Below are 20,688 nucleotides of genomic sequence, written 5' to 3'. Positions count from 1 at the left end.
GCGCGGCCCCGGTCGCTGCCGGGTTCGCGCCTTCCGCCGCGGAGGACGCGCGCACTACCTTGCCGCCGACGATCTGCAGGTCCTGCGCACGCAGCCAGGCGTCGAAATCGTCGGCACCGGAGGCGTGCTCCGGCTTGCTGCGCGCGTAGTAGCGCAGGTTCGACGCCGGCACGGCCGCCGTGGCCGCGGCGACGGGCGGCAGGCCGTCGACCAGCTTGTCCATCGCGCTCGCCGCGGGCGCCGGCGGCGCGGGGTTCGCGGCCACGGCCACCGCGGGGGCCTCGCCCGGGATCAGTGCGCGCACCTCGACGTTGCCGGTGCCGCGCGCCACGATGCCCAGCTTCACCGCCGCGGCGTAGCTGAGGTCGATGACGCGGCCGTCGTGGAACGGACCGCGGTCGTTGATCCGCACCACCACCGACTTGCCGTTGTCGAGGTTGGTGACGCGGGCGAAGCTGGGCAGCGGCAGGGTCTTGTGCGCGGCGGTGAACGCGTACATGTCGTACACCTCGCGGTTCGAGGTGAGGCGGCCATGGAACTTCTGCCCGTAGTACGACGCGGTGCCGCGCTCGACGTAGCCGTCGGGCCTGTCCAGCACCCGGTACGTCTTGCCGAGCACGGTGTACGGCGTCCTGTTGCCGAACGGCGAACGCGGCGCGTCGACGACCGCCGGTTCGGCGATGCAGTCGATGTCGGGCACGTGTTCCGGCGTGGAATCGGCAACGCCCGGCTTGTACAGGCCGCCGCGCGTGTAATCGCCGCGCGTGGACGGGTCTTCCTGCGCCGGCGCATAGCGGCCGGCGCAGCCATCGCCAGCGGCCGCAGCCAATGCGGATGCGCCCGGCCCGCCGGCTTGCGCGGCGGCGGGCCGGGCCGGTTTCTTCGGCGTGGTACCGCAGGCCGCGAGCGCGAGCAGCAGCAACGGCAGCGGCCAGCGCTTCATGCCGGCGGCAGCTCCCGGCCGAGGATCGCCTGCGACAGCTGGTAGACCGCCATCGCGTACATCTTCGAGTTGTTGTAGCGGGTGATCGCGTAGTAGTTGCGGAAACCCAGCCAGTACTGCTTGCCGTCGCTGGCCTGCAGGGTCACCGGCGTCGCGGTGGCGTCGGCGGGCACCGCTTCCAGCGGCCGGTAGCCGCGCGCGGCGAGGTCGTCGAGCGTGTACGTCGGCAGCCAGTCGTCGGGATTGAACTCCTCGTGGCCGGGCAGCAGCTCGGCGCGCGCCGCGACCGCGCCGCCGCGCACCCAGCCGCCGCGCTCGCCGCCCTTCCTCACGAAGTAGTTGGCCACCGAGGCGAAGATGTCGTCGTAGTCGTTGAAGAGATCGCGGCGGCCGTCGCCGTCGCCGTCGACGGCGAGTTCGCGGTAGCTCGACGGCATGAACTGGGCCATGCCCATCGCCCCGGCGTAGCTGCCGGTGACCGCGAGGATGTCCAGGTTCTCCTCGCGGCACAGCGCGAACAGCTGCGCCAGTTCGTCGCGGAAGAAGTTCTCGCGCTTCTGCTCGTACGCGGCCCGCGCCGGGTCGCCGCTGCGCGGATAGAAGAACGCCAGCGTGTACAGCGCGTCGAGCACGCGGTGCTTGCCGGTGAAGCCGCCGTAGCTGGTCTCGACGCCGACGATCGCGGTGATGATTTCCGCGGGTACGCCGTACCTTTCCTCCTCTCGCCGCAACGCATCGCGGTGTTCGGCGAAGAACGCGCGGCCGGCGGCGATGCGCGCGTCGGTCAGCATGCGCGCGCGGTACTCGTTCCACGGCTTGACCCGCTCGGCCGGGCGCGACATCAGTTCGACCACGTCGCCGCGGTACTGCGCCTGCGCCAGCACGCCGTCGACGTAGGCGGCGTCGATCGCGTATTTCGCCGCGGTGTCGCGCACGAAGGCCGCGCGCGCCTCGGTGAACGGGACCCGGGTCAGGTCGACCGGGCCGCGCACCGCTTCGACCGAGGCCTCGGCCGGCGTGGTGGTGGTCGCGGGAGTGGCGGATGGCGGAGGAGACGGTTCCCGCGGCTGGCTCGCGCAGGCGGCCAACCCGAGCGTCGCAAGGCAGAACAAGGCGCGTCGGATCATCGGCGCCGAGGGTAGCATGGAGGTACGACGGGAATCATGAATGAAGCGAAGGAGCGAGCGGAGAAGAGTGAGCGGAAGCAATCGTCGACTCCGGCCTTCGCTCGCTTCCCACCCCGATACCCGCTCACCGCTCGCCTCAATACCCATGCACCGGCCGGTGCGCCTTCACCGCCATCACCAGGCCGAGGCCGGCCAGCAGCGACACCGCCGAGGTGCCGCCGTAGCTCAGCAGCGGCATCGGCACGCCGACCACCGGCAGCAGGCCGGAGATCATGCCGCCGTTGACGATCACGTAGACGAAGAACGACAGGCCCAGCGTGCCGGCGAGCAGGCGCGAGTAGGTGTCGCGCGCGTCGATCGCGATCCACAGGCAGCGGCCGATCACGAACAGGTACAGCGCGAGCACGGTGAACACGCCGATCCAGCCGAACTCCTCCGACAGCACCGAGAAGATGAAGTCGGTGGTGTGCTCGGGCAGGTAGTCGAGGTGCGACTGCGAGCCCTGCCCCCAGCCCTTGCCGGTGAAGCCGCCGGCGCCGATCGCGATCTTCGACTGCACGATGTTCCAGCCGGCGCCGAGCGGATCGTTCTCCGGGTCGCGGAAGGTGAGGATGCGGTTCTGCTGGTATTCGCGCAGGAACGAGAACCACTTGATCGGCGCGAACATCGCCAGCGCGAAGGCGACCGCGCCGCCGGCCGCGGCCGGCGCGATCCACTTCCACGACAGCCCGGCCAGGTAGATCGCGAACACGCCGCTGGCCGCGACCAGCATCGCGGTGCCGAAGTCCGGCTGCAGCAGGACCAGCGCGGTCGGCAGCGCGACCAGCGCGGCGCTGGCCGCGCGCGTGCGCAGCTGCGGCGGCAGCGGTTCGCGGTTCAGGTACCAGGCCAGTGCCATCGGCAGGGTGATCTTCAGCAGCTCCGACGGCTGCAGGTAGAACACCTTCAGGTCGATCCAGTGCCTGCCGTGCTTGCCGGTGCCGATGAACAGCACCAGGACCAGCGGCAACAGCGAGGCCAGGAACACGCCCGGCGTCCAGCCGCGCAGGCGCGCCGGCGGCACCCGCGACAGCGCCCACATCACCGCCAGCCCGATCGCGAAGCGCACGCCCTGCGCCAGCATGTTGTGCATGCCGTGGGCGTCGCCGCCGGCGCTGTACTGCACCATCAGGCCGATGCCCATCAATGCGCCGAGCGCCAGCAGCAGCGGCCAGTCGAAGGTCCGGATGACTTCTTCGGTCAGCGCGGCCAGCCAGCGCAGGATTTCCTTCATCGCTTCGGCTCCGGGATGGTGGCGGGCACGGGATTCGTCGCGGCCGCGGCTGGCGGCGCCGATACGGTGCCAGTGGAAGCCGCATCCGCCGCCGTCGCCACCAGCGGTGGCGCGGTTTCGGTGCCGATCTTCTCCACGCCTTCCGGCATCTTGCCCAGCAGGTACGCATCGAAGATCGCGCGCGCGATCGGCGCGGCGGTGGCCGCGCCGAAGCCGCCGCCCTCGACCGCCACCGCCACCGCGATGGTCGGGTTCTCCGCCGGCGCGTAGCCGATGTACAGCGCGCGGTGGCGCTTCCACAGCGGCAGCGACCTCGGATCGACCGCGCGTTCGCTGCGGTTGACCACCTGCGCGGTGCCGGTCTTGCCCGCCGAACGGTACCCCGCGCCGCGGAACACCGCGGCCGCGGTGCCGATGCTGACGGTCATCTCCATGCCTTCCTGCACCACGCGCAGGTTTTCCGGATGCGTGGTGATCCCGACCGGCGCCGGCTGCGGCAACCGCTGCCACGGCGCGTCGAAGCCGAGCCGCTGCGCCACGGCCAGGTGCGGGCGCAGCAGCTCGCCGCCGTTGGCGATCGCGCTGGCGCCGCGCACCAGTTGCAACGGCGTCACCTTCCACAGGCCCTGCCCGATCGACGCGTTGACCAGGTCGCCGGGATACCAGCGTTCCTTGGTCAGCCGCCGCTTCTCCGCCGGCGACGGCAGGATGCCGCCGATCTCGCCGGTCAGGTCGATGCCGGTCGGCTTGCCGAAGCCGTAGCGGCCCAGGTACTCGTCGTAGCGCTGCACGCCCAGGTCGGTCGCCAGGTAGTAGTAGTAGGTGTTGACCGAATCCCAGATCGACTTGCGCGCGTCGGTCCAGCCGTGGCCGCCGCGGTGCGAATCGCCCCAGCCTCGGCCCTTCATGCCCGGCAGGCGGAACATGCCGGTCGAAAGCACCTTGTCCTCGGGCTTGCGTACGCCGCTGTCGAGCCCGGCCAGCGCGGTCAGCGGCTTGATCGTCGAACCGGGTGCGACGCCGCCCAGCACCAGCCGGTTGAACTGCGGGCGCGAGGGGTTTTCGTTGAGCGCGGCGAAATCGGCGTGCGAGATGCCGTTGACGAACAGGTTCGGGTCGTAGGCGGGCAGACTGACCATCGCCAGGATCTCGCCGCTGCGCGGGTCCATCGCCACCGCCGAGCCTTCCAGTTCGCCGAACGCGGCGGCCATCGCCCGCTGCAGGTTGGCGTCGATGCCCAGGCGCAGGTCGGCACCGGGCTGCGCCGGCACCCGGCCGACCGAGCGCAGCGCGCGGCCCTCGACGTTGGTCTCGATCTTCTCGTAGCCGACCTTGCCGCGCAGCGCTTCCTCGTAATAGCGCTCCAGCCCGGTCTTGCCGATGTGGGTCAGCGCGGCGTCTTCCTCGGGCAGCGTTTCCAGATCCTTCTCGTCGATGCGGCCGACGTAGCCGATCACGTGCGCGAACAGGTCGCCGTAGGGGTAGTGGCGGTTGAGGTACGGCACCACCTCGACCCCGGGGAAGCGCCAGCGGTCGACCGCGAAGCGCGCGATCTCGTCTTCGCTGAGGCGCAGCTTGAGCGGGATCGGGCGGAAACCGCGCGCGACCTTGCGCGTGGCCTCGAAGCGGGCGACGTCGTCCGGATCCAGCGCGACAACCTTGCCCAGTTCGGCGATCAGCGTCTTCGTGTCGCCGGCCTTCTCCGGCAGCACCTCGAGGCGGTAGGCCGGCACGTTCTCGGCCAGCAGCACGCCGTGGCGGTCGTAGATGTTGCCGCGCGCCGGCACCACCGGGCGCGGGCGGACGCGGTTCTCCTCGGAGCGCGCGACGTATTCGCTGTGGTCGACGACCTGCAGCTTGAAGTACCAGCCGGCCAGGCCAAGCAGGAACAGCGCGACCACCGCGAAACCCAACGTCGCGCGGCGGCGGAACTGCTCGGCTTCCGCATAGGGGTTCTTCGCGCGGCGGCGGTACGTCGACATGGCCGGCTCAATCGCGCTTGCCCAGGCGCAGCGTATCCAGCAGCACGAACAGCGGCGGCCACAGCAGCATGCCCGGCAGCGGCGCCCACCAGTAGCTCCACGGCAGTCGCGGCACGCCCAGCGCCATGTGCACCAGCATCGTGACGATGCGGTCGTTCAGCAGCAGGCCGCCGATCAGCAGCGCCTGCTGCGACAGCGGGAAGAAGCGCAACCGCGCGCGGAAGCGCTGCAGGATGAAGGCCATGATGGTCAGGCGCAGCGCCTGCTCGCCGAGCAACGCGCCGAACATCAGGTCGGCGACGATGCCGGCGACGAAGGCGAAGCCGAGGCCGACGCGGTCCGGCGCCTCGATCAGCCAGTAGGCCAGCACCAGCGCCAGCCAGTACGGGCGCAGCGGCAGCAGCGCTTCCGGCAGCGGCACCAGGCCGAGCAGCAGGGCCGCGAGCAGGCTGACCGGCAGGATCCAGCCGATGCGCTGGCGGCTCATCGGTTCGGCTCCTTCGAAGGCGCGGGAGACGGGGGATCGACGGCGCCGCCGGCACCCGGCGTGCCCGCGTCCCCCGCCCCCCTCTTCCCGTCGGCCGGCGGCACCGCCGCCTGCGGCGCCTCGATCAGCAGCAACACGTCGCGGCCGCGGTCGAGCTGCGCGGCCGGCTTCAGTTCGGCGACCAGGAAGGCGCGGCTTTCGTCGTGCCGCACCTGCACCACCGTGCCGACCGGGAAGCCCGCCGGGAAGCGCCCGCCGAGTCCGGAGGTCAGCACCACGTCGCCGACCTGCAGGTCGGTGTTGGTCGGGATGTTGACCAGCTCCAGCTGGTCGCTGCGGCCGTTGCCGTAGGCGAGCAGGCGCACGCCGGTGCGGCCGATCATCACCGGCACCGCATGGTCGGGGTCGGTCAGCAGCAGCACCGTGGAATTGTCCGGCGTGGTCTCGATGATCTGCCCGATCAGGCCGCCGGCGTCGATCACCACCTGGCCCACGCGCACGCCGTCGTTGCTGCCGGCATCGAGCACCAGCCGCTGCCGGGTCGGGTCGAGGTCGATGTTCAGCACCGGCGCCAGCTGCACGTCGAGGCCGCGGCTCTCGGCCATGCCCAGCAGCGCGCGCAGCTGCACGTTGTCGGCCGCGGCGGTGCTGAGCCTGGTCAGGCGCGCGTTGGCGATCAGCAATTCGTTGCGCAGGCGGCGGTTCTCCTCGGTCAGCTGCGAACGCGTGGCGGCGTCGTCCTGCACCCGGGTCGCGACGCGACCCGGCAGGCCGGCCAACCACCACACCGGTTGCGCGACCACGTCGCTCTGCCGGCGCAGCTGCGTCAGCCAGCCGCCGCGGTGGTCGAGGATCAGCAGGGTGATGGCCAGCGCCAGATAGGCCAGCAGCTTCAGCGTGCCGGCGATTTCGCCGGAACGCGAGGCAACGGGGGGGCCTGCGTAGGAAGGCACTAGCGTTTCGGTTCCTGACGGCTGGCTGTCACAGCGGTTGTTGATTGCTGGTTGTTGGTTGTGGGGAAAAACGGACGGGACGACTCACCAAGAACCAAGAACCACGAACCAGCAACCCGGTTTGCGTCACTCCGGCGAGAAGAACTCGTTGCCGTGCATGTCGACCAGCTCCAGCGCGCGGCCGCCGCCGCGGGCGACGCAGGTCAGCGGGTCGTCGGCGACCTGCACGTGCAGGCCGGTCTCCTCGGACAGCAGCTTGTCGAGGTCGCGCAGCAGCGCGCCGCCGCCGGTCAGCACGATGCCGCGTTCGGCGACGTCGGCGCACAGTTCCGGCGGGGTCTGCTCCAGCGCCAGCTTGACCGCGCTGACGATGCCGGCCAGCGGCTCGTGCAGCGCTTCCAGCACCTCGTTGGAGTTGATCTTGATCATCTTCGGCACGCCCTCGGCGAGGTTGCGGCCGGAGATCTCCATTTCGGCGACCTCGGTCTGCGGGTAGGCGCAGCCGATTTCCAGCTTGATCCGCTCGGCGGTGGCCTCGCCGATCAGCATGCCGTGGTTGCGGCGCACGTAGTTGATGATGGCGTCGTCGAAGCGGTCGCCGCCGATGCGCACCGACTGCGAGTAGACGATGCCCGACAGCGAGATCACCGCCACTTCGGTGGTGCCGCCGCCGATGTCGATGACCATCGAGCCGCGCGCCTCGGACACCGGCATGCCGGCGCCGATCGCCGCGGCCATCGGTTCCTCGACCAGGTACACGTCGCGGGCGCCGGCCTCTTCGGCCGACTCCTTGATCGCGCGGCGCTCGACCTGGGTGCTGCCGGCCGGCACGCACACCAGCACGCGCGGGCTGGGGCGCAGGAAGCGCGACTTGTGCACCTTCTTGATGAAGTGCTTGAGCATCGCCTCGGTGTAGGTGAAGTCGGCGATCACGCCGTCCTTCATCGGGCGGATGGTGGTGATGTTGCCGGGGGTGCGGCCGAGCATCTGCTTGGCCTCGGCGCCGACCGCGGCGACCACCCGGTTGCCGCCGTAGGCGCGGTCGGTGCGGACCGCGACCACCGACGGTTCGTTCAGCACGATGCCCTGTCCGCGGACGTAGATGAGGGTATTGGCCGTGCCCAGGTCGATGGACAGGTCGTTGGAAAACATGCCGCGGAGTTTCTTGAACATCGGGGAAGAGGGTCCTGCTGAATGACGGAAGCCGCCGGCGGGGGATCCGCGGCCTCGGAGGGGCGATAAAGGGCGGATAAGCCTAGCAACCGGCCTGTTCCCGGGCAAGGAATTTTCTCGGGAAAACCGCTGCTTCCGGCACATTCCCGCGCCTTTCCGGCAATGCCGGCGCCGGCGCCGGGCTGGCCGGCCGGGGCCGCAGCCGTTAACCTTTCGCCGCCGGACCGGTCCACCAGGGAGCGACGGACCGGCACCCCGCCCGACCAAGAGACCGACCGATGTCCGCGCTGATCTGTGGATCCCTCGCCTACGACACCATCATGGTGTTCCCGGACCAGTTCAAGAACCACATCCTCCCGGACAAGGTGCACATCCTCAACGTGTCGTTCCTGGTGCCGCGGATGCGCCGCGAGTTCGGCGGCTGCGCCGGCAACATCGCCTACAACCTGAAGCTGCTCGGCGGCAACCCGATCCCGATGGGCACGGTCGGCCAGGACTTCGGCCCGTACCGCGAGTACTTCGAAGGCCTCGGCATCGACCTGAGCCGGGTCAAGGTGATCGACGAGCTGTTCACCCCGCAGGCGTTCATCACCACCGACCACGACAACAACCAGATCACCGCGTTCCACCCCGGCGCAATGATGCGCAGCTACGAGAACCACGTGAAGGACGTGCCCGGCGTGAGCATCGGCCTGGTCGGCCCGGACGGGCGCGAAGGCATGATCCAGAACTCGGCCGAATTCGCCGAGATGGGCGTGCCCTTCATCTTCGACCCCGGCCAGGCGATGCCGCTGTTCAACGGCGAGGAGCTGCGCGCGTTCATCGAGCAGGCCGACTACGTGGTGGTCAACGACTACGAATCGAACCTGCTGCAGGAACGCACCGGCTGGAACGAGAACGACGTGGTGTCGCGGGTGAAGGCCTACATCACCACGCGCGGGCCGAAGGGTGCGGTGATCCACACCCCGCAGAAGAGCTACGACATCCCGCCGGCCCACGAACGCCGCGTGGTCGATCCCACCGGCTGCGGCGACGCGTTCCGCGCCGGCCTGATCTTCGGCATCGAGAAGGATTTCGACTGGGTCACCATCGGCCGCATCGGCAACCTGATGGGCGCGCTGAAGGTGGAGCACCCCGGCACCCAGAACCAGCGCTTCGACTTCGCCGAGTTCAACGAGCAGTTCAAGCAGCAGTTCGGCTATTCGCTGTAACCGGCGCGGCAAGACATGTCCCGGCAGGAAGCCAGCATGGGCGACATCGGCCCGTCCGCCGCTTCCCGGAGACTGCGCGATGCGGCCATGATCGGAGGGCTGGTGTTCGCCGCCTGCTGGCTGGGCATCCTCAGCCGCCCCGAGCAGCAACTGGCCTCGTTCTGGCCGACCAACGCCCTGCTGCTGGGACTGTTCGCGCGGCGCCCCGCGCTGGCCACGCCACTGGCCTGGATCGCCGCCGCCCTCGCCTACCTGGCCGCCGACCTGGCCACCGGCAGCGCGCTGTCGCTCACCCTGCACCTGACCGCCGCCAACCTGGCCGGCGTGGCGGTCGGCTACGCCCTGTTCCTGCGCATCCGCCGCGAGGACCGCGACCTGCAGCAACCGCAGTCGATGCTGTGGGTGCTGCTGGTCTGCGTCTGCGCCGCGCTGGCCGCGGCAATGGTCGGCAACCCGACCGCCGGCGCGGACTTCGGCATCGCCTTCGGCAACTGGTTTTCCGCCGAGCTGATCAGCTACCTGACCCTGGTCCCGGTGGTGCTGCTGATGCCGCGCCCGGGCGACCTGTACCGCGAATGGCGCGGTCGCGCGCTGCAACCGCGGCACACGCTGGGCCGCTGGCTGCCGGCGCTGGCCCTGCTGCTGACCGTGCTGATGGGCGTGCTGATCGGTGGCCCCGGCGCCATCGCCTTCCCGGTGCCGGCGCTGCTGTGGTGCGCGCTGCGCTACCGCTTGTTCGTCACCGCGACCGCGACCCTGCTGCTGTGCGCGTGGACGCTGGTGGCGATCGCCAACGACTGGATCCCGCTGCACCTGCAGCGCGACATGGCCGCGGTGATATCGATGCGCATCGGCATGGCGCTGGTGGCGGTGGCGCCGTTGACCGTGGCCGGCGTCATCGCCACTCGCGACCGCCTGCTGGCCGCGCTGTACCACGCCACCAGCCACGATTCCCTGACCCAGGCGTTGAGCCGCGGCGCATTCATGGAACGCGGCCGCGCCGTCGTCGCCGAAGCGGCGGCCGCGGACCGTACCGTGGCGGTGATGATGGTCGACGTGGACCACTTCAAGTCGATCAACGACCGCCATGGCCATGCCGTCGGCGACGCCGTGCTGGTCGCGTTCGTCCGTCGCGCGCTCGACCAGCTGCGCGGCGAGGATCTGCTGTGCCGTTTCGGCGGCGAGGAATTCACCATCCTGATGTCCGGCGTCGATGAAGCCAGCGCCCTGCTCGCCGCCGAGCGGTTGCGCTCGAGTTCGGCGCAGCCGCTGGAACTGGAGAACGGTCCGACCATGGACATCACCGTCAGCATCGGCCTGGCCGTGCACGCGCCGCCGCAGGGCGACGAATCGCTGGAAGCGCTGATCAATCGCGCCGACCGCGCGCTCTACCGGGCCAAGGCCAGCGGCCGCAACCGGGTGGAACTGGAAGGGCCGCCATCGCCGGCCGGCGCGTAGGAATGCAGCGGGGCTTGCGCCCTGCGATGCATCAATCCCAGCCCGGCATCTGCTTGCCGTCCAGCCCGCCGACTTCGAAAACCACCTTGCACGGGCCGACATCGCGGGTCTGGAACTCAACCTCGATCGCCTTCGACTTGCGCACCAGCTTCCACAGCGCCTTGTCGTTGTCGATGAACATCGCGATGGCTTCGTCGGTCTTCGGCCGGTTGGCGGACATTTTCTTCGGCGCGGCGCCGTCGGCGGCCACGGTCACGCTGCAGCTGCCGTAGCAGGCCTTGGCGAAATCGCCGGCCTGCAGCACCAGGTACGCACTGCGCCCCCATTGCGGGTGGTCGCGGAACACCAGCTGCACGGTGCGCGGGCCGCTGCCGTCGACGTCGACCGGCTGCTTGCTGTAGATCATCGCCGAGCGCTGCTCGCCCTTGCCCACCGCGACCCGCGCGTAGTTCCACAGCGACGACAGCCGCTCCTGCTCGCGTTGCGCCTCGGCCTTGGCCTTGGTTTCGTCGAACGTCGCCTGCACCTGCGCCGCGGCCTGCGTGTCCGGGTACTGCGCCAGCAGCGCGGCGCCGTGGATGCGCGCCATCTCCCACTTCCGCGCGGCCAGCGCGTCGTCGTACTGCCTGGCCAGTTCGGCGGCGGCCTGCTCCTTCTGCGCCGCGGCGGCTTCGGCGGCGGCGCGCAGCTCCGCTTCGCTCGGGCCGCAGGCGGCAAGGACGAGGACGAGGGCAGCGAGGGTCAGGTTGCGTTTCATGTTTCGACTCCGGAAAGCTGTTCCCTTCCCCAGCCGGGAGAAGGTGGCGCGAAGCGCCGGATGAGGGTACGGCGAAGCCGGCGTCGCTTGCACCGCATCGACGGACGGAAGCGCCCGCGTGGCGAGGCAGTCGCGAGCGCAAGCCGTGCCGACTCCGCCGGCGCCCCGCCCCAGGCCCTCTCCCGGCGGGAGAGGGCTTGCTTCCCGGGTTACTCGCCGGCCTCGGCCTTGGCCAGCAGCGCCTCGACCGACGCGGTCGTGATCGGGTGGTAGCCCGGCTGCGCCCTGGCGAAGGTCTCGCGGGCGAAGGCCAGGCCTTCCGGCGTCTTCGCCAGTTCGGTGTAGATCGGCATGATCAGCTTGCGCCGGCCGACGCGCTGGATGAACTCGCCGGCCGCGGCCTGCGCCTCGGCGTAGCCGCTGCGGATCGCCAGCGGATACCAGCGCATGGCGATCTCGCCGTTGGCGGTGCCGGTGAACTTGTAGGCGCCGTCCAGCTGCTTCAGCTGCTCGGGCTTGGCGGTGTCGCCGAGGCCTTCGATGAAGTGCACCCACTGCTGCGTGGTCCAGTCGCGGGTCACCTGCGGGTCCGGCAGCGTACCGCTGCCCAGCCAGGCGATGCGCGCGGTATCGACGATGGCGAAGCCGCGCGACTGCGCCTTGATCGCGAACGGCGGGATGCCCGGCTGGTTGAGCCAGGCGTCGAGTTCGGCGTCGCTGACCGCGTTCGGGCTCTTCGCCAGCAGGTTCTTCCTCAGGTACTCGACGAACTGGTCGGTGTTGGCGCTCTGGAAGGCATGGTCGTCGAACCAGCCGCGCAGGAACGCGTCGAACGTCTCGCGGCCGAAGCGCTGTTCGAGGAACTGCAGGAACCACGCGCCCTTGGTGTAGGGGACTTCGCTGAGCGCGTCGTCCGGATCGAGGCCGGCCAGCGGCGGCAACGCCAGCTTCTGGGCGTCCGCGGCCATGCCCTGCAGGTCGTCGGCCAGGCCGGACTGGTCGATCTGCCGCTCCATGTCGGCCATCTCCGCGCCGTACATCGCCTCGGTGATGCGCGCCTGCACGTAGGTGGTGAAGCCTTCGTTCAGCCAGATGTCCTTCCAGCTGGAATTGGTCACCAGGTTGCCCGACCAGCTGTGCGCCAGTTCGTGCGCGACCAGCGACACCAGCGACTTGTCGCCGACGATCACGGTCGGCGTGGCGAAGGTCAGGCGCGGGTTCTCCATGCCGCCGAACGGGAACGACGGCGGCAGCACCAGGATGTCGTAGCGGCCCCAGCGGTACGGGCCGTACAGGTTCTCGGTGACCAGGATCATCTTCTCGGTGTCCTCGAACTCCCTGGCCGCCTTGTCGGCCATCGCCGGCTCGGCCCACACGCCGCTGCGCGCGGAGAGCGGCTTGAACACCAGGTCGCCCGCGGCGATCGCCAGCAGGTACGACGGGATCGGGTTCGGCATCTTGAAGCTGTAGTCGCCGTCGCGCGGCGCGGCCGGGTCGTTGTCGGCGCTCATCAGCACCATCACGTCCGGGCGGCTGGTCACGTGCGCGCTGTAGGTGAAACGCACCCCCGGCGTGTCCTGCAGCGGCACCCAGCTGCGCGCGTGGATCGCCTGCGACTGGCTGAACATGAACGGCAGCTGCTTGCCCTCGGTCATCGACGGCTCCAGCCACTGCAGGCCGGACGCCTTCGGCGAGGTGTGGTAGGCCACGCGCACCTGGGCGTTGCGCGCCGGCGCCTCGATGGTCAGCTTGCTGCCGAAGATCTGGTCCTCCGGCGCCAGCGCGAACTGCAGCGGCGCCCAGCCGCCCTTGCCGTCGTCGCCCTCGACCTTCTCGATGGTCAGCGCGCGCGTGTCCAGTACCAGCTGCGTGGCCTGCTTGTCCTTCCAGTCGAGCTTGTAGGTGGCGGTGCCGGCGATCTGCTTCTTGTCGAAGTCGACGGCCAGGTCCAGCGCCAGGTCGGAAATGACGACCTTGTCGGGTTCGGCGTACGAGCTTTCGTCGTGGCTGCGCGAAGTCTTCACGGCTGCGGGCCCCGCGGGCGTGGTGGCGGATTCGGGTTCGGGGGATTTGGAACAGCCGGCCGCCAGCACGGCGGCGGCGGAGAGGCCCAGCAATACGGCACGCATCGGATTTTTCCTGCGACAGGTGAAGCCGCCAGTTTACCGCCCCCGCCGCATGAACGCGGGAGCGGCGACGGTCACACTTTGTAGCCGGCGTGCACGGCCACGATGCCGGCGGACAGGTTGCGGTAGCCGGTCCGGGCGAAACCGGCCTCGTTCATCATCGCCTTCAGCCGTTCCTGTGGCGGGTGCTTGCGGATGCTCTCGGCCAGGTACCGGTAGCTGTCGCTGTCGCCGGCGAACAGCCGGCCCAGTCGCGGCAGCACCTGGAACGAGTGGAAGTCGTACACCGGCTTGAACCAGTCGACCTTCACCTCGGAGAACTCCAGCACCCGCGCCTGCCCGCCGGGCCTGAGCACGCGGTGCATCTCGCGCAGCGCGGCGTCCTTGTCGGTGACGTTGCGCAGGCCGAAGGCGATCGTGACCAGGTCGAAGCTGTCGTCCGGGAACGGCAGCGCCTCGGCGTTGCACTGCACGTACTCGAGGCCCTTGACCAGGCCGCGGTCGGTCAGGCGGTCGCGGCCAACCGACAGCATGCCGGCGTTGATGTCGCCGAGCACGATCTCGCCGCGGTCGCCGACGCGGTCCTTCAGCAACGCGGCGATGTCGCCGGTGCCGCCGGCCAGGTCGAGCACGCGGTCGCCGCGCTTGACCTGCGCGGTACCGACGAAATAGCGCTTCCACACCCGATGGATGCCCAGCGACATCAGGTCGTTCATCAGGTCGTACTTCGACGCGACCGAAGTGAACACCTCGCCGACCAGCTTCTGCTTGTCCTTCGCCGCCACGTCGCGGAAACCGAAGTGGGTGGTGCCCTGCTCGTAAGGCGAGGGTTCGTGCGGGGACGACTTGCCGGAAGCGGGATTCATGCGGCCATTATCGCACCGGCGGCGGCGCGATTGTTCACAATATCCCCGCCGGTCCCGGACCCCGAGGCCAGGGACCATGCTTCGACTTCGCCCGCACGGCGGGCTACGCCCAGCACGAACGGAGACGCCTTCCATGCCCATCGCCACGCCCGACTACCGCGCCCTGCTGCAGACCGCCATCGCCGAGGCCCGGCAGGGGCTGGCCGAAGGCGGCATCCCGATCGGCGCGGCGCTGTACCGCGACGACGGCACCCTGCTCGGCTGCGGCCACAACCGCCGCGTGCAGGAAGGCGACCCGTCGGTGCACGGCGAAACCGACGCCTTCCGCAAGGCCGGCCGCCAGCGCCGCTACCGCGACACGATCATGGTCACCACGCTGGCGCCGTGCTGGTACTGCAGCGGGCTGGTGCGCCAGTTCAACATCGGCACCGTGGTGGTCGGCGAATCGGTCAACTTCGCCGGCGGCATCGACTGGCTGCGCGACAACGGCGTCGAAGTGATCGACCTCAACGACAACGAGTGCATCACGATGCTCGGCGACTGGATCGCGGCGAATCCGGAAACCTGGAACGAAGACATCGGCGAGGACTGAGCCGGCGCATGCCCCTGCAAGCCGAACCGGTCCAGTCCCGCGGAATCCCCTGCATCCGCCTGCGCAACGACGGTGCGACCGCGCTGGTCGCCCTGCACGGCGCGCACGTGCTGTCGTGGATCCCGGCCGACGGCCGCGAACGACTGTTCCTCAGCGAACGCGCGAAATGCGCCGAAGGCGCGGCGATCCGCGGCGGCGTGCCGGTGATCTTCCCCCAGTTCGCCGAACGCGGCCCGCACCAGCGCCACGGCTTCGCGCGCGCGCTGGCATGGCGCTACGCCGGCATCGGGGACGGGCTTGCGGCCTTCGAACTCGAGAACGACGAGCGCACCGCGCAATGGCCGCATGCCTTCGCCGCGCGGTTGCGCGTCGGCCTGTCCGCCGACACGATCGAGCTGACCCTGGAAATCGGGAACACCGGCGACGACGTTCTCTCCTTCACCGCCGCGCTGCACACCTACCTGCGCGTGGAGGACATCGACAACGTCGCCCTGTTCGGCCTGCAAGGCTGCGATTACGAGGACAGTGCGGCCGGCGGGGTCCTGCGCCGCGAGGACGACCACGAAGTCCGCTTCGGGGGCGAAGTCGACCGCATCTACAACGACGTGGTCGCACCGCTGGAACTGCACGACGGCGCGCGCGTGCTGCATATCGAACAGGCAGGCTTCGGCGACACCGTGGTCTGGAATCCCGGGGAAAGGCTGGCGGCCGGGATCGGCGACCTCGCGCCCGGCGACTGGAAGCGCTTCGTCTGCGTCGAGGCGGGGCAGGTGCTGGCGCCGCAAGTCCTCGCGCCGGGAGAAACCTGGTCGGGTTCGCAAATCCTGCACTGATCCGCGCGGCGCGGCGTCAACCGGGCTTGGCGACCATCAGCCAGAAGATGGCGACCACGGCGATGAAGGCCGGCCAGCCCAGCCAGAACCACCAGCGCATGGCGCGATGGTAGGCGTCAGGCAGCGGCTCGTTGCCGTCGGCCGCCGCCCGCGCCAGGTCGCGGGCGCGCACCTGCAACCACAGCACCGGCAGCCAGCAACAGCCGACCAGCACGAACAGCAGCAGCGCCGCCCCCACCCATGCATGCGTCAGCGGGATGCCGAGAAAATGCGCCAGCCACAGGCCGCTGGCGAGCTGCACGACCACGGCCGGCGCGGTGAAACAGGAATCGGCGATCACCACCGTGCGCGCGGTGGCGGCGATGTGGCGCGGATCGCCGCGCCGGTGCGCCATCCACATGAAGAAGGCGATGCCCAGGCCCGTGCCGAACAGCAGCGTCGAGGACAGGATGTGCAGCCATTTCACCAGCAGGTACGCCGTCATCGCGCTCATCTCCTGTCCGACAGCACCCACAGCACCGCCAGCGCGGGCAGCACCACGAGGTTCTTCGCCAAGCCGCCGAGCGGATCCAGCCACGTCGCCGGCAACGCGACGCCCAGCACCAGCGTGTAGGCCAGCACCGAAACGGCCATGAGCCCCACCGCCGTGCGCAACCGCCAGCCGGACAGCAGCCAGGCCGCGAGCAGCAGGTCGATCGCCGCGCCGCCGCGCGCCAGCGCAACCGGTGCGGCCCCTTCCAGCGGCGAACCGGCAGCCAGCGCATCGACCTGCGCCGCGGGCGTCGCGAAACCGGCCCCCGCCGACAGCAGCCACAGCAGCACGAAGGCGAAGCGCAAGGCCGGGGCGAGGAAATACAACTGCGCCTGCCAGCGGTCCTGCGCCTGGCTCGGCTGCGCGGCCAGCACCTCGCGCAGGGCGCGCGGCGCGAAGCCGAAATGCCGGCGCAGGTCCTCGCTGGCGCCGGGCGCGGCGACGTTGCCGCGGCGGAGCATGCGCCACATCGTTTCGCCGACCGGGCCACTGCCGATGCGCTCCCAGCACCAGACCAGCATCGACACCCACGCTTCCGACGTCGGCCAGGCGCGCCGGCCCGGGATCCGCAGCCATTCGCGCCATGCCAGCTGGTATTCGCGCAGGCTCATCGGCTCCGGGCCGCCGACTTCGTGGAGGCCTTTCGCCGGCGCGTCGAGCGCATGCGCGGCGACGCGCGCCAGGTCTTCGGCGACGACCGGCTGTATCGGCCAGCGCCCGTCGCCGGGCAGCAGCGTGGCGAACGGCAGCGCCGCCAGCGCGCGCAGCAACGAAGTGCCGCCGTAGGAACCGGAAGTCGCATAGACGATCGACGGCCGCAGCACCACCGCATCCAGCGGAAGCCGTAGCAAGGCTTGGTCGAAGCGGTGCTTCGATGCGATGAATCCGCCGTCTTCCGGCGCGCCCAATGCCGAAACCTGCACGAAGCGGCGAACGCCCTTCGCCACGCAGGCCCGCGCAAGGGCCAGCGGCGCGTCGTGGTGGATCGGGTCGAAGCGTTGCGTGCCGGCTTCGCGCAGGATGCCGGCGACGTTGACCACCGCATCGACGCCGTCGAGCGCCGGCGACCATTGCTGCGGCGCGAGCATCGTCGACAGGTCGCAATGGCGCACGTCCGCCGCCGCCGCGCCGCGCGCGCGCATGCCGCGCAGCACGCGCCAGCCCGCTTCGCGCAGCGCCGCGACGATGTAGCCGCCGAGGAATCCGCCCGCACCGACCACGAGCACCGTCCCCTTCGCCGCCGCTTCCCCCATGCGATCCCTCAAGGCTTGCGCTTCGCCCGCGGGTGCGCGGCGTCGTACACCTTGGCCAGGTGCTGGAAGTCGAGGTGGGTGTAGATCTGCGTGGTGGCGATGTCGGCGTGGCCGAGCAGTTCCTGTACGCCGCGCAGGTCGCCGGACGACTCGAGGATGTGGCTGGCGAAGCTGTGCCGCAGCATGTGCGGGGGCACATGTTTGAACAGGCCCTGGCGCTGTGCCAGCTGCTTGATGCGGATCTGGATCGCGCGCTGCGAAATCGGCGCACCACCGCGGCCCGGGAAAACGGGCTTGTCCGGCGACGGCGCGTCGCCCTTCGCCTGCTGCTCGTCGCGCCAGGCCTGCAGTGCGGCGCGCGCATGCCAGCCGACCGGCACGATGCGCTGCTTGTTGCCCTTACCGGTGACGGTGACGAAACCGCCGGACAGGTCCAGCCCCCCCCAGCGCAACGCGCACAGCTCGCTCAGGCGCAGGCCGGAGGAATAGAACAGTTCGAGCAGCGCGCGGTCGCGCAGGCCCAGCGGCGCGTCGGTCGGCACTTCGACCAGTTGCATCGCCTCGTCGGCGTCGAGCACCTGCGGCAGCTTGCGCGGCGCCTTCGGCGCGCGCACGCCGGCGACCGGGTTGGCGGTCACGTGGCCGTGCTTCAGCAACCAGGCGAAGAAGCTGCGGCAGGCGGACAACCGCCGCTGCAGGCTCTTCGGCGACAGCCCACGGCGGTGCTCGGCGGCAATGAAGCCGCGCATCTGCGCGGCGTCGAGCCCGGCGGGCGCGGAAACGCCCTGCTCCGCCGCCCATGCCTGCAATGCGTCGAGGTCGCGGCGGTAGGCATCGAGCGTATGCGCCGACATGCGCCGTTCGACCCGCAGGTGGGAGAGGAAGTCTTCAATGGCGGGCATGGCCCAGTATCCCCGCCGCGATCAACGGCCCTCGAATCATTGCTCCATCCGGTGGCGATAAAAAAGATGGACGAGTCTGCAGTAGGTGGCTGGCGCGGACGGCATCAATCCGATGAATAGCGAGACGATCTGCGCAACCACCAATGCAACAGTGACGAAAACGAGATCCAGGTACGACCAGCCCGTGCTCATGGCGGCACCGATCAGGAAAAGGCCCTTCGTATATCCGAACTGCTCGTTCGAACAACGTTTTGACGTCCAATAGAACCAGATCTGCAACAGCAAAGTGGCCAGGAAAGCCACGACCCACGATCCCTGGTCGACTTCATGCGCCCAGGAAGCGAGCGCGACGCCAATGATCGGCGACATCCGCACGAGGAAGATGGCCATGACCACCCAAATCCTCGTGAAGAAATAGTCCTTCATCTCGCGATTCAGTCGAACCGCTTCAGCGCCGCCACCAGCGACTCGCCCATCATGCGCAGGAACAGCGTGCCCATGCCGGGATAGAAACGGTTGCCGTCGCGGCTGCCGACCGCGACCAGGCCGGTGCCGGCCAGCGGCAGCAGCGCCGACGAATTCACTTCTTCCGCGCGCACGCCGTACAGCAGCGCGTTCTTTTCCGGCTGCAGGCGTCCGCACAGCGGCTCGCCGTCGGCCAGGCTGTCCTTGAACGTGGACAGGCGCGGGCTGCCTTCCTCGATGACCTGGAACCAGTCGGCCTCGAGCCCGGCGACGGGGCCGAACGAGACGATCCGCACCAGGTCGCCGCTGAAGTCCTCCTGCAGCGACGCGACCATCGCCCGCAGCGTGTCCGCGGCGCTGGTCTGCTTCAGCAGCGCCAGCGTCAGCTGGTGCGTGCGTACCGCGAGGCGCTCGTTGACCTGCGCGTTGGCGAACAATTCGTTGAGGCGCTTGTTGAGCTCGCGGTTCTTGTCGCGCAGCACTTCCAGCTGGTAGCTGGCCAGCGACGCGGTCGGGCCCTCGTCGCGCGGCACCGACAGGCTCAGCGCCAGGTCGGGGAACTGCTTGAGGAAGTTCGGGTGCCGGCGCAGCCAGGCCGCCACTTCGTGCGCGCCGAGTTTCTCGTCTTTCTCGCTCATCCTGTCCATTCCCCCTCGAATACGAATTGCGCCGGTCCCGACATGATGACCTGCGCCGCGTCGCCCGGCCAGCGGATGCGCAGGTCGCCGCCCGGCAGCGACACGACGGCGTCGCGGCCGATCCGCCCGCGGCGCATCAGCACCGCCGCGGCCGCGCAGGCGCCGCTGCCGCAGGCCAGGGTTTCGCCGCTGCCGCGCTCGTACACGCGCAGGCGCACGCGGTCGGCCGCGACGACCTCGGCGAAGCCGACGTTGACCGACTGCGGGAACGCCGCGTCCTTCTGCAGCGCCGGGCCGACGCGCTCGACCGGCGCGATGTCGACCGCCTGCACCTCCAGCACCGCGTGCGGGTTGCCCATGGACACGGCGCCGAAGTGGATGTTTTCCCCCTGCAAGGGCAGGTCGTATTCGTCGCGCTCGTGCTCGAAGCCCACCATCGGGATCCGCGACGGCTCGAAATCCGGCACGCCCAGCTCGATGGCGTAGTCGCCGTCCGGCAGGCGCTCGACGTCGTGGGTCGCCACCGGGCTGTCGATGCGGAATCGACTGCCCTTCGCCGCGCCGTCGCGGACCAGCCACGCGGCGATGCAGCGTGCGCCGTTGCCGCACTGCTGCGAATTGGAACCGTCGGCGTTCCAGATGCGGTACGCGGCGACCGAGCCTTCCGTGCGCGGCGGCTCGATGGTCAGGATCTGGTCACAGCCGACGCCGAAGTGGCGGTCGGCCAGTCGCGCGGCGAGCTTCGCGTCCGGCGGCGGGGTGCCGCCGCGCAGGTCGAGCACGACGAAGTCGTTGCCCGCGCCGTGCATCTTGCTGAAGCGCAGGGTGGAAGCCTCAGCCATTCGTTTCCGGCGCGGTCGGCGTGGTGGCCGGGGTTTCCTCCGGCGTTGCGGCCGGCGTCGCTTCGGGCAGGCTGACCGGCGGCACCGCCGGGAGGTCGGCGGGCGTTTCCGCCGGTGCCGGTGCCGGCGTCGCCTCGGGCACTTCCACCGGTGCGGCGCTCTCGGGCAGGAACAGCGGCCCCTTGGCGCCGCAGGCCGCGAGTCCGGCCAGTGCGACGCCCGCGATGACGATGCGGAGTTCGGTCTTCATGGCAACGAGTATAGCCAGAGCCCGG

General features: G+C 69.9%; 21 protein-coding genes. 4 read left to right on the top strand and 17 right to left on the bottom strand.

Features of this window, described 5'->3' with window-relative positions; all coding sequences use genetic code 11:
- The 7 genes from CSC71_RS13795 to CSC71_RS13765 form a co-directional block, all read right to left on the bottom strand.
- Positions 1-943 (bottom strand): septal ring lytic transglycosylase RlpA family protein (locus CSC71_RS13795; protein ID WP_162374957.1); only part of this gene is annotated, 943 nt, incomplete at its 3' end.
- Positions 940-2,070, bottom strand: a complete 1,131-nt coding sequence (mltB, locus tag CSC71_RS13790; RefSeq protein WP_162374956.1) for a lytic murein transglycosylase B — start codon at positions 2,068-2,070, stop codon at positions 940-942. The genes CSC71_RS13795 and mltB, both read right to left, overlap by 4 nt.
- Positions 2,071-2,206: 136 nt before the next feature.
- The gene (gene rodA, locus CSC71_RS13785; protein ID WP_162374955.1) at positions 2,207-3,343 is read right to left on the bottom strand and encodes a rod shape-determining protein RodA; all 1,137 of its coding nucleotides are present in this window, start codon (positions 3,341-3,343) and stop codon (positions 2,207-2,209) included.
- Positions 3,340-5,325 (bottom strand): penicillin-binding protein 2, encoded by a 1,986-nt coding sequence (gene mrdA / locus CSC71_RS13780; protein ID WP_162374954.1) that lies wholly within the window; start codon positions 5,323-5,325, stop codon positions 3,340-3,342. The genes rodA and mrdA overlap by 4 nt, the downstream gene beginning before the upstream one ends.
- Positions 5,326-5,332: 7 nt before the next feature.
- The gene (gene mreD, locus CSC71_RS13775) at positions 5,333-5,812 is read right to left on the bottom strand and encodes a rod shape-determining protein MreD (RefSeq protein WP_162374953.1); all 480 of its coding nucleotides are present in this window, start codon (positions 5,810-5,812) and stop codon (positions 5,333-5,335) included.
- Entirely contained in the window at positions 5,809-6,765 is a 957-nt protein-coding gene (mreC, locus tag CSC71_RS13770) for a rod shape-determining protein MreC (RefSeq protein ID WP_162374952.1), read from the bottom strand. Before mreC ends, mreD begins: the two co-directional genes overlap by 4 nt.
- A gap of 126 nt (positions 6,766-6,891) precedes the next feature.
- Positions 6,892-7,938, bottom strand: coding sequence for a rod shape-determining protein (locus tag CSC71_RS13765; RefSeq protein ID WP_162374951.1), 1,047 nt, complete (start codon positions 7,936-7,938; stop codon positions 6,892-6,894).
- Positions 7,939-8,216: 278 nt separating this feature from the next.
- Between CSC71_RS13765 and CSC71_RS13760 the strand changes: the two genes are divergently transcribed.
- Positions 8,217-9,149 (top strand): carbohydrate kinase family protein, encoded by a 933-nt coding sequence (locus CSC71_RS13760; protein WP_162374950.1) that lies wholly within the window; start codon positions 8,217-8,219, stop codon positions 9,147-9,149.
- Positions 9,150-9,185: 36 nt separating this feature from the next.
- Positions 9,186-10,607, top strand: a complete 1,422-nt coding sequence (locus tag CSC71_RS13755; RefSeq protein ID WP_162374949.1) for a GGDEF domain-containing protein — start codon at positions 9,186-9,188, stop codon at positions 10,605-10,607.
- 31 nt (positions 10,608-10,638) lie between these two features.
- Here CSC71_RS13755 and CSC71_RS13750 read toward each other — a convergent pair whose 3' ends face one another.
- From CSC71_RS13750 to ubiE, 3 genes are all read right to left on the bottom strand, one after another.
- A complete protein-coding gene (locus CSC71_RS13750; protein WP_162374948.1) occupies positions 10,639-11,364 on the bottom strand; it encodes a hypothetical protein in 726 nt (241 codons plus the stop codon).
- Between the two features lie 209 nt (positions 11,365-11,573).
- Positions 11,574-13,493, bottom strand: coding sequence for a M1 family metallopeptidase (locus CSC71_RS13745; protein WP_162374947.1), 1,920 nt, complete (start codon positions 13,491-13,493; stop codon positions 11,574-11,576).
- 71 nt (positions 13,494-13,564) lie between these two features.
- Positions 13,565-14,356, bottom strand: coding sequence for a bifunctional demethylmenaquinone methyltransferase/2-methoxy-6-polyprenyl-1,4-benzoquinol methylase UbiE (gene ubiE / locus CSC71_RS13740; protein ID WP_162374946.1), 792 nt, complete (start codon positions 14,354-14,356; stop codon positions 13,565-13,567).
- A gap of 133 nt (positions 14,357-14,489) precedes the next feature.
- Here ubiE and CSC71_RS13735 point away from each other — a divergent pair, with 133 nt between their 5' ends.
- Positions 14,490-14,948, top strand: coding sequence for a nucleoside deaminase (locus tag CSC71_RS13735; RefSeq protein WP_162374945.1), 459 nt, complete (start codon positions 14,490-14,492; stop codon positions 14,946-14,948).
- Between the two features lie 8 nt (positions 14,949-14,956).
- Positions 14,957-15,781 carry a D-hexose-6-phosphate mutarotase gene (locus CSC71_RS13730; RefSeq protein ID WP_162374944.1) on the top strand — a complete coding sequence of 275 codons (825 nt, stop codon included), beginning with the start codon at positions 14,957-14,959 and terminating at the stop codon, positions 15,779-15,781.
- Positions 15,782-15,797: 16 nt separating this feature from the next.
- Here CSC71_RS13730 and CSC71_RS13725 read toward each other — a convergent pair whose 3' ends face one another.
- From CSC71_RS13725 to lptM, 7 genes are read right to left on the bottom strand one after another with little or no spacing between them, the layout of a single operon-like run.
- Positions 15,798-16,274, bottom strand: coding sequence for a DUF2269 family protein (locus tag CSC71_RS13725; RefSeq protein WP_343037694.1), 477 nt, complete (start codon positions 16,272-16,274; stop codon positions 15,798-15,800).
- Complete coding sequence (locus CSC71_RS13720) at positions 16,271-17,566, bottom strand: SDR family oxidoreductase (RefSeq protein ID WP_162374943.1); 1,296 nt, start codon at positions 17,564-17,566, stop codon at positions 16,271-16,273. The genes CSC71_RS13725 and CSC71_RS13720 overlap by 4 nt, the downstream gene beginning before the upstream one ends.
- Positions 17,567-17,574: 8 nt before the next feature.
- Entirely contained in the window at positions 17,575-18,468 is an 894-nt protein-coding gene (xerC, locus tag CSC71_RS13715; protein ID WP_162374942.1) for a tyrosine recombinase XerC, read from the bottom strand.
- Positions 18,469-18,504: 36 nt separating this feature from the next.
- Positions 18,505-18,858 (bottom strand): hypothetical protein, encoded by a 354-nt coding sequence (locus CSC71_RS13710; RefSeq protein ID WP_162374941.1) that lies wholly within the window; start codon positions 18,856-18,858, stop codon positions 18,505-18,507.
- A 44-nt stretch (positions 18,859-18,902) separates the two neighbouring features.
- Positions 18,903-19,571, bottom strand: coding sequence for a DUF484 family protein (locus CSC71_RS13705; protein WP_162374940.1), 669 nt, complete (start codon positions 19,569-19,571; stop codon positions 18,903-18,905).
- Complete coding sequence (gene dapF, locus CSC71_RS13700) at positions 19,568-20,413, bottom strand: diaminopimelate epimerase (protein WP_162374939.1); 846 nt, start codon at positions 20,411-20,413, stop codon at positions 19,568-19,570. The genes CSC71_RS13705 and dapF overlap by 4 nt, the downstream gene beginning before the upstream one ends.
- A complete protein-coding gene (gene lptM, locus CSC71_RS13695; protein WP_162374938.1) occupies positions 20,406-20,663 on the bottom strand; it encodes an LPS translocon maturation chaperone LptM in 258 nt (85 codons plus the stop codon). Before lptM ends, dapF begins: the two co-directional genes overlap by 8 nt.
- Between the last annotated feature and the right edge of the window lie 25 nt (positions 20,664-20,688).

The sequence above is a fragment of the Pseudoxanthomonas sangjuensis genome (assembly GCF_010211755.1).
Taxonomy (GTDB): domain Bacteria; phylum Pseudomonadota; class Gammaproteobacteria; order Xanthomonadales; family Xanthomonadaceae; genus Pseudoxanthomonas_A; species Pseudoxanthomonas_A sangjuensis.
Note: the sequence above shows the minus strand (reverse complement) of the source record. Positions and strands in the feature narration are given on the sequence as shown.

Bases quoted from the DNA above. Each gene is read 5' to 3' on its own strand.
- rodA (WP_162374955.1), bottom strand. From the start codon at position 3,343: ATGAAGGAAATCCTGCGCTGGCTGGCCGCGCTGACCGAAGAAGTCATC.
- CSC71_RS13765 (WP_162374951.1), bottom strand. From the start codon at position 7,938: ATGTTCAAGAAACTCCGCGGCATGTTTTCCAACGACCTGTCCATCGAC.
- ubiE (WP_162374946.1), bottom strand. From the start codon at position 14,356: ATGAATCCCGCTTCCGGCAAGTCGTCCCCGCACGAACCCTCGCCTTAC.
- CSC71_RS13755 (WP_162374949.1), top strand. From the start codon at position 9,186: ATGGGCGACATCGGCCCGTCCGCCGCTTCCCGGAGACTGCGCGATGCG.
- CSC71_RS13710 (WP_162374941.1), bottom strand. From the start codon at position 18,858: ATGGCCATCTTCCTCGTGCGGATGTCGCCGATCATTGGCGTCGCGCTC.
- CSC71_RS13750 (WP_162374948.1), bottom strand. From the start codon at position 11,364: ATGAAACGCAACCTGACCCTCGCTGCCCTCGTCCTCGTCCTTGCCGCC.
- CSC71_RS13720 (WP_162374943.1), bottom strand. From the start codon at position 17,566: ATGGGGGAAGCGGCGGCGAAGGGGACGGTGCTCGTGGTCGGTGCGGGC.
- lptM (WP_162374938.1), bottom strand. From the start codon at position 20,663: ATGAAGACCGAACTCCGCATCGTCATCGCGGGCGTCGCACTGGCCGGA.
- CSC71_RS13730 (WP_162374944.1), top strand. From the start codon at position 14,957: ATGCCCCTGCAAGCCGAACCGGTCCAGTCCCGCGGAATCCCCTGCATC.
- CSC71_RS13725 (WP_343037694.1), bottom strand. From the start codon at position 16,274: ATGAGCGCGATGACGGCGTACCTGCTGGTGAAATGGCTGCACATCCTG.
- CSC71_RS13705 (WP_162374940.1), bottom strand. From the start codon at position 19,571: ATGAGCGAGAAAGACGAGAAACTCGGCGCGCACGAAGTGGCGGCCTGG.
- CSC71_RS13745 (WP_162374947.1), bottom strand. From the start codon at position 13,493: ATGCGTGCCGTATTGCTGGGCCTCTCCGCCGCCGCCGTGCTGGCGGCC.
- mreD (WP_162374953.1), bottom strand. From the start codon at position 5,812: ATGAGCCGCCAGCGCATCGGCTGGATCCTGCCGGTCAGCCTGCTCGCG.
- dapF (WP_162374939.1), bottom strand. From the start codon at position 20,413: ATGGCTGAGGCTTCCACCCTGCGCTTCAGCAAGATGCACGGCGCGGGC.
- mrdA (WP_162374954.1), bottom strand. From the start codon at position 5,325: ATGTCGACGTACCGCCGCCGCGCGAAGAACCCCTATGCGGAAGCCGAG.
- CSC71_RS13760 (WP_162374950.1), top strand. From the start codon at position 8,217: ATGTCCGCGCTGATCTGTGGATCCCTCGCCTACGACACCATCATGGTG.
- xerC (WP_162374942.1), bottom strand. From the start codon at position 18,468: ATGCCCGCCATTGAAGACTTCCTCTCCCACCTGCGGGTCGAACGGCGC.
- CSC71_RS13735 (WP_162374945.1), top strand. From the start codon at position 14,490: ATGCCCATCGCCACGCCCGACTACCGCGCCCTGCTGCAGACCGCCATC.
- mltB (WP_162374956.1), bottom strand. From the start codon at position 2,070: ATGATCCGACGCGCCTTGTTCTGCCTTGCGACGCTCGGGTTGGCCGCC.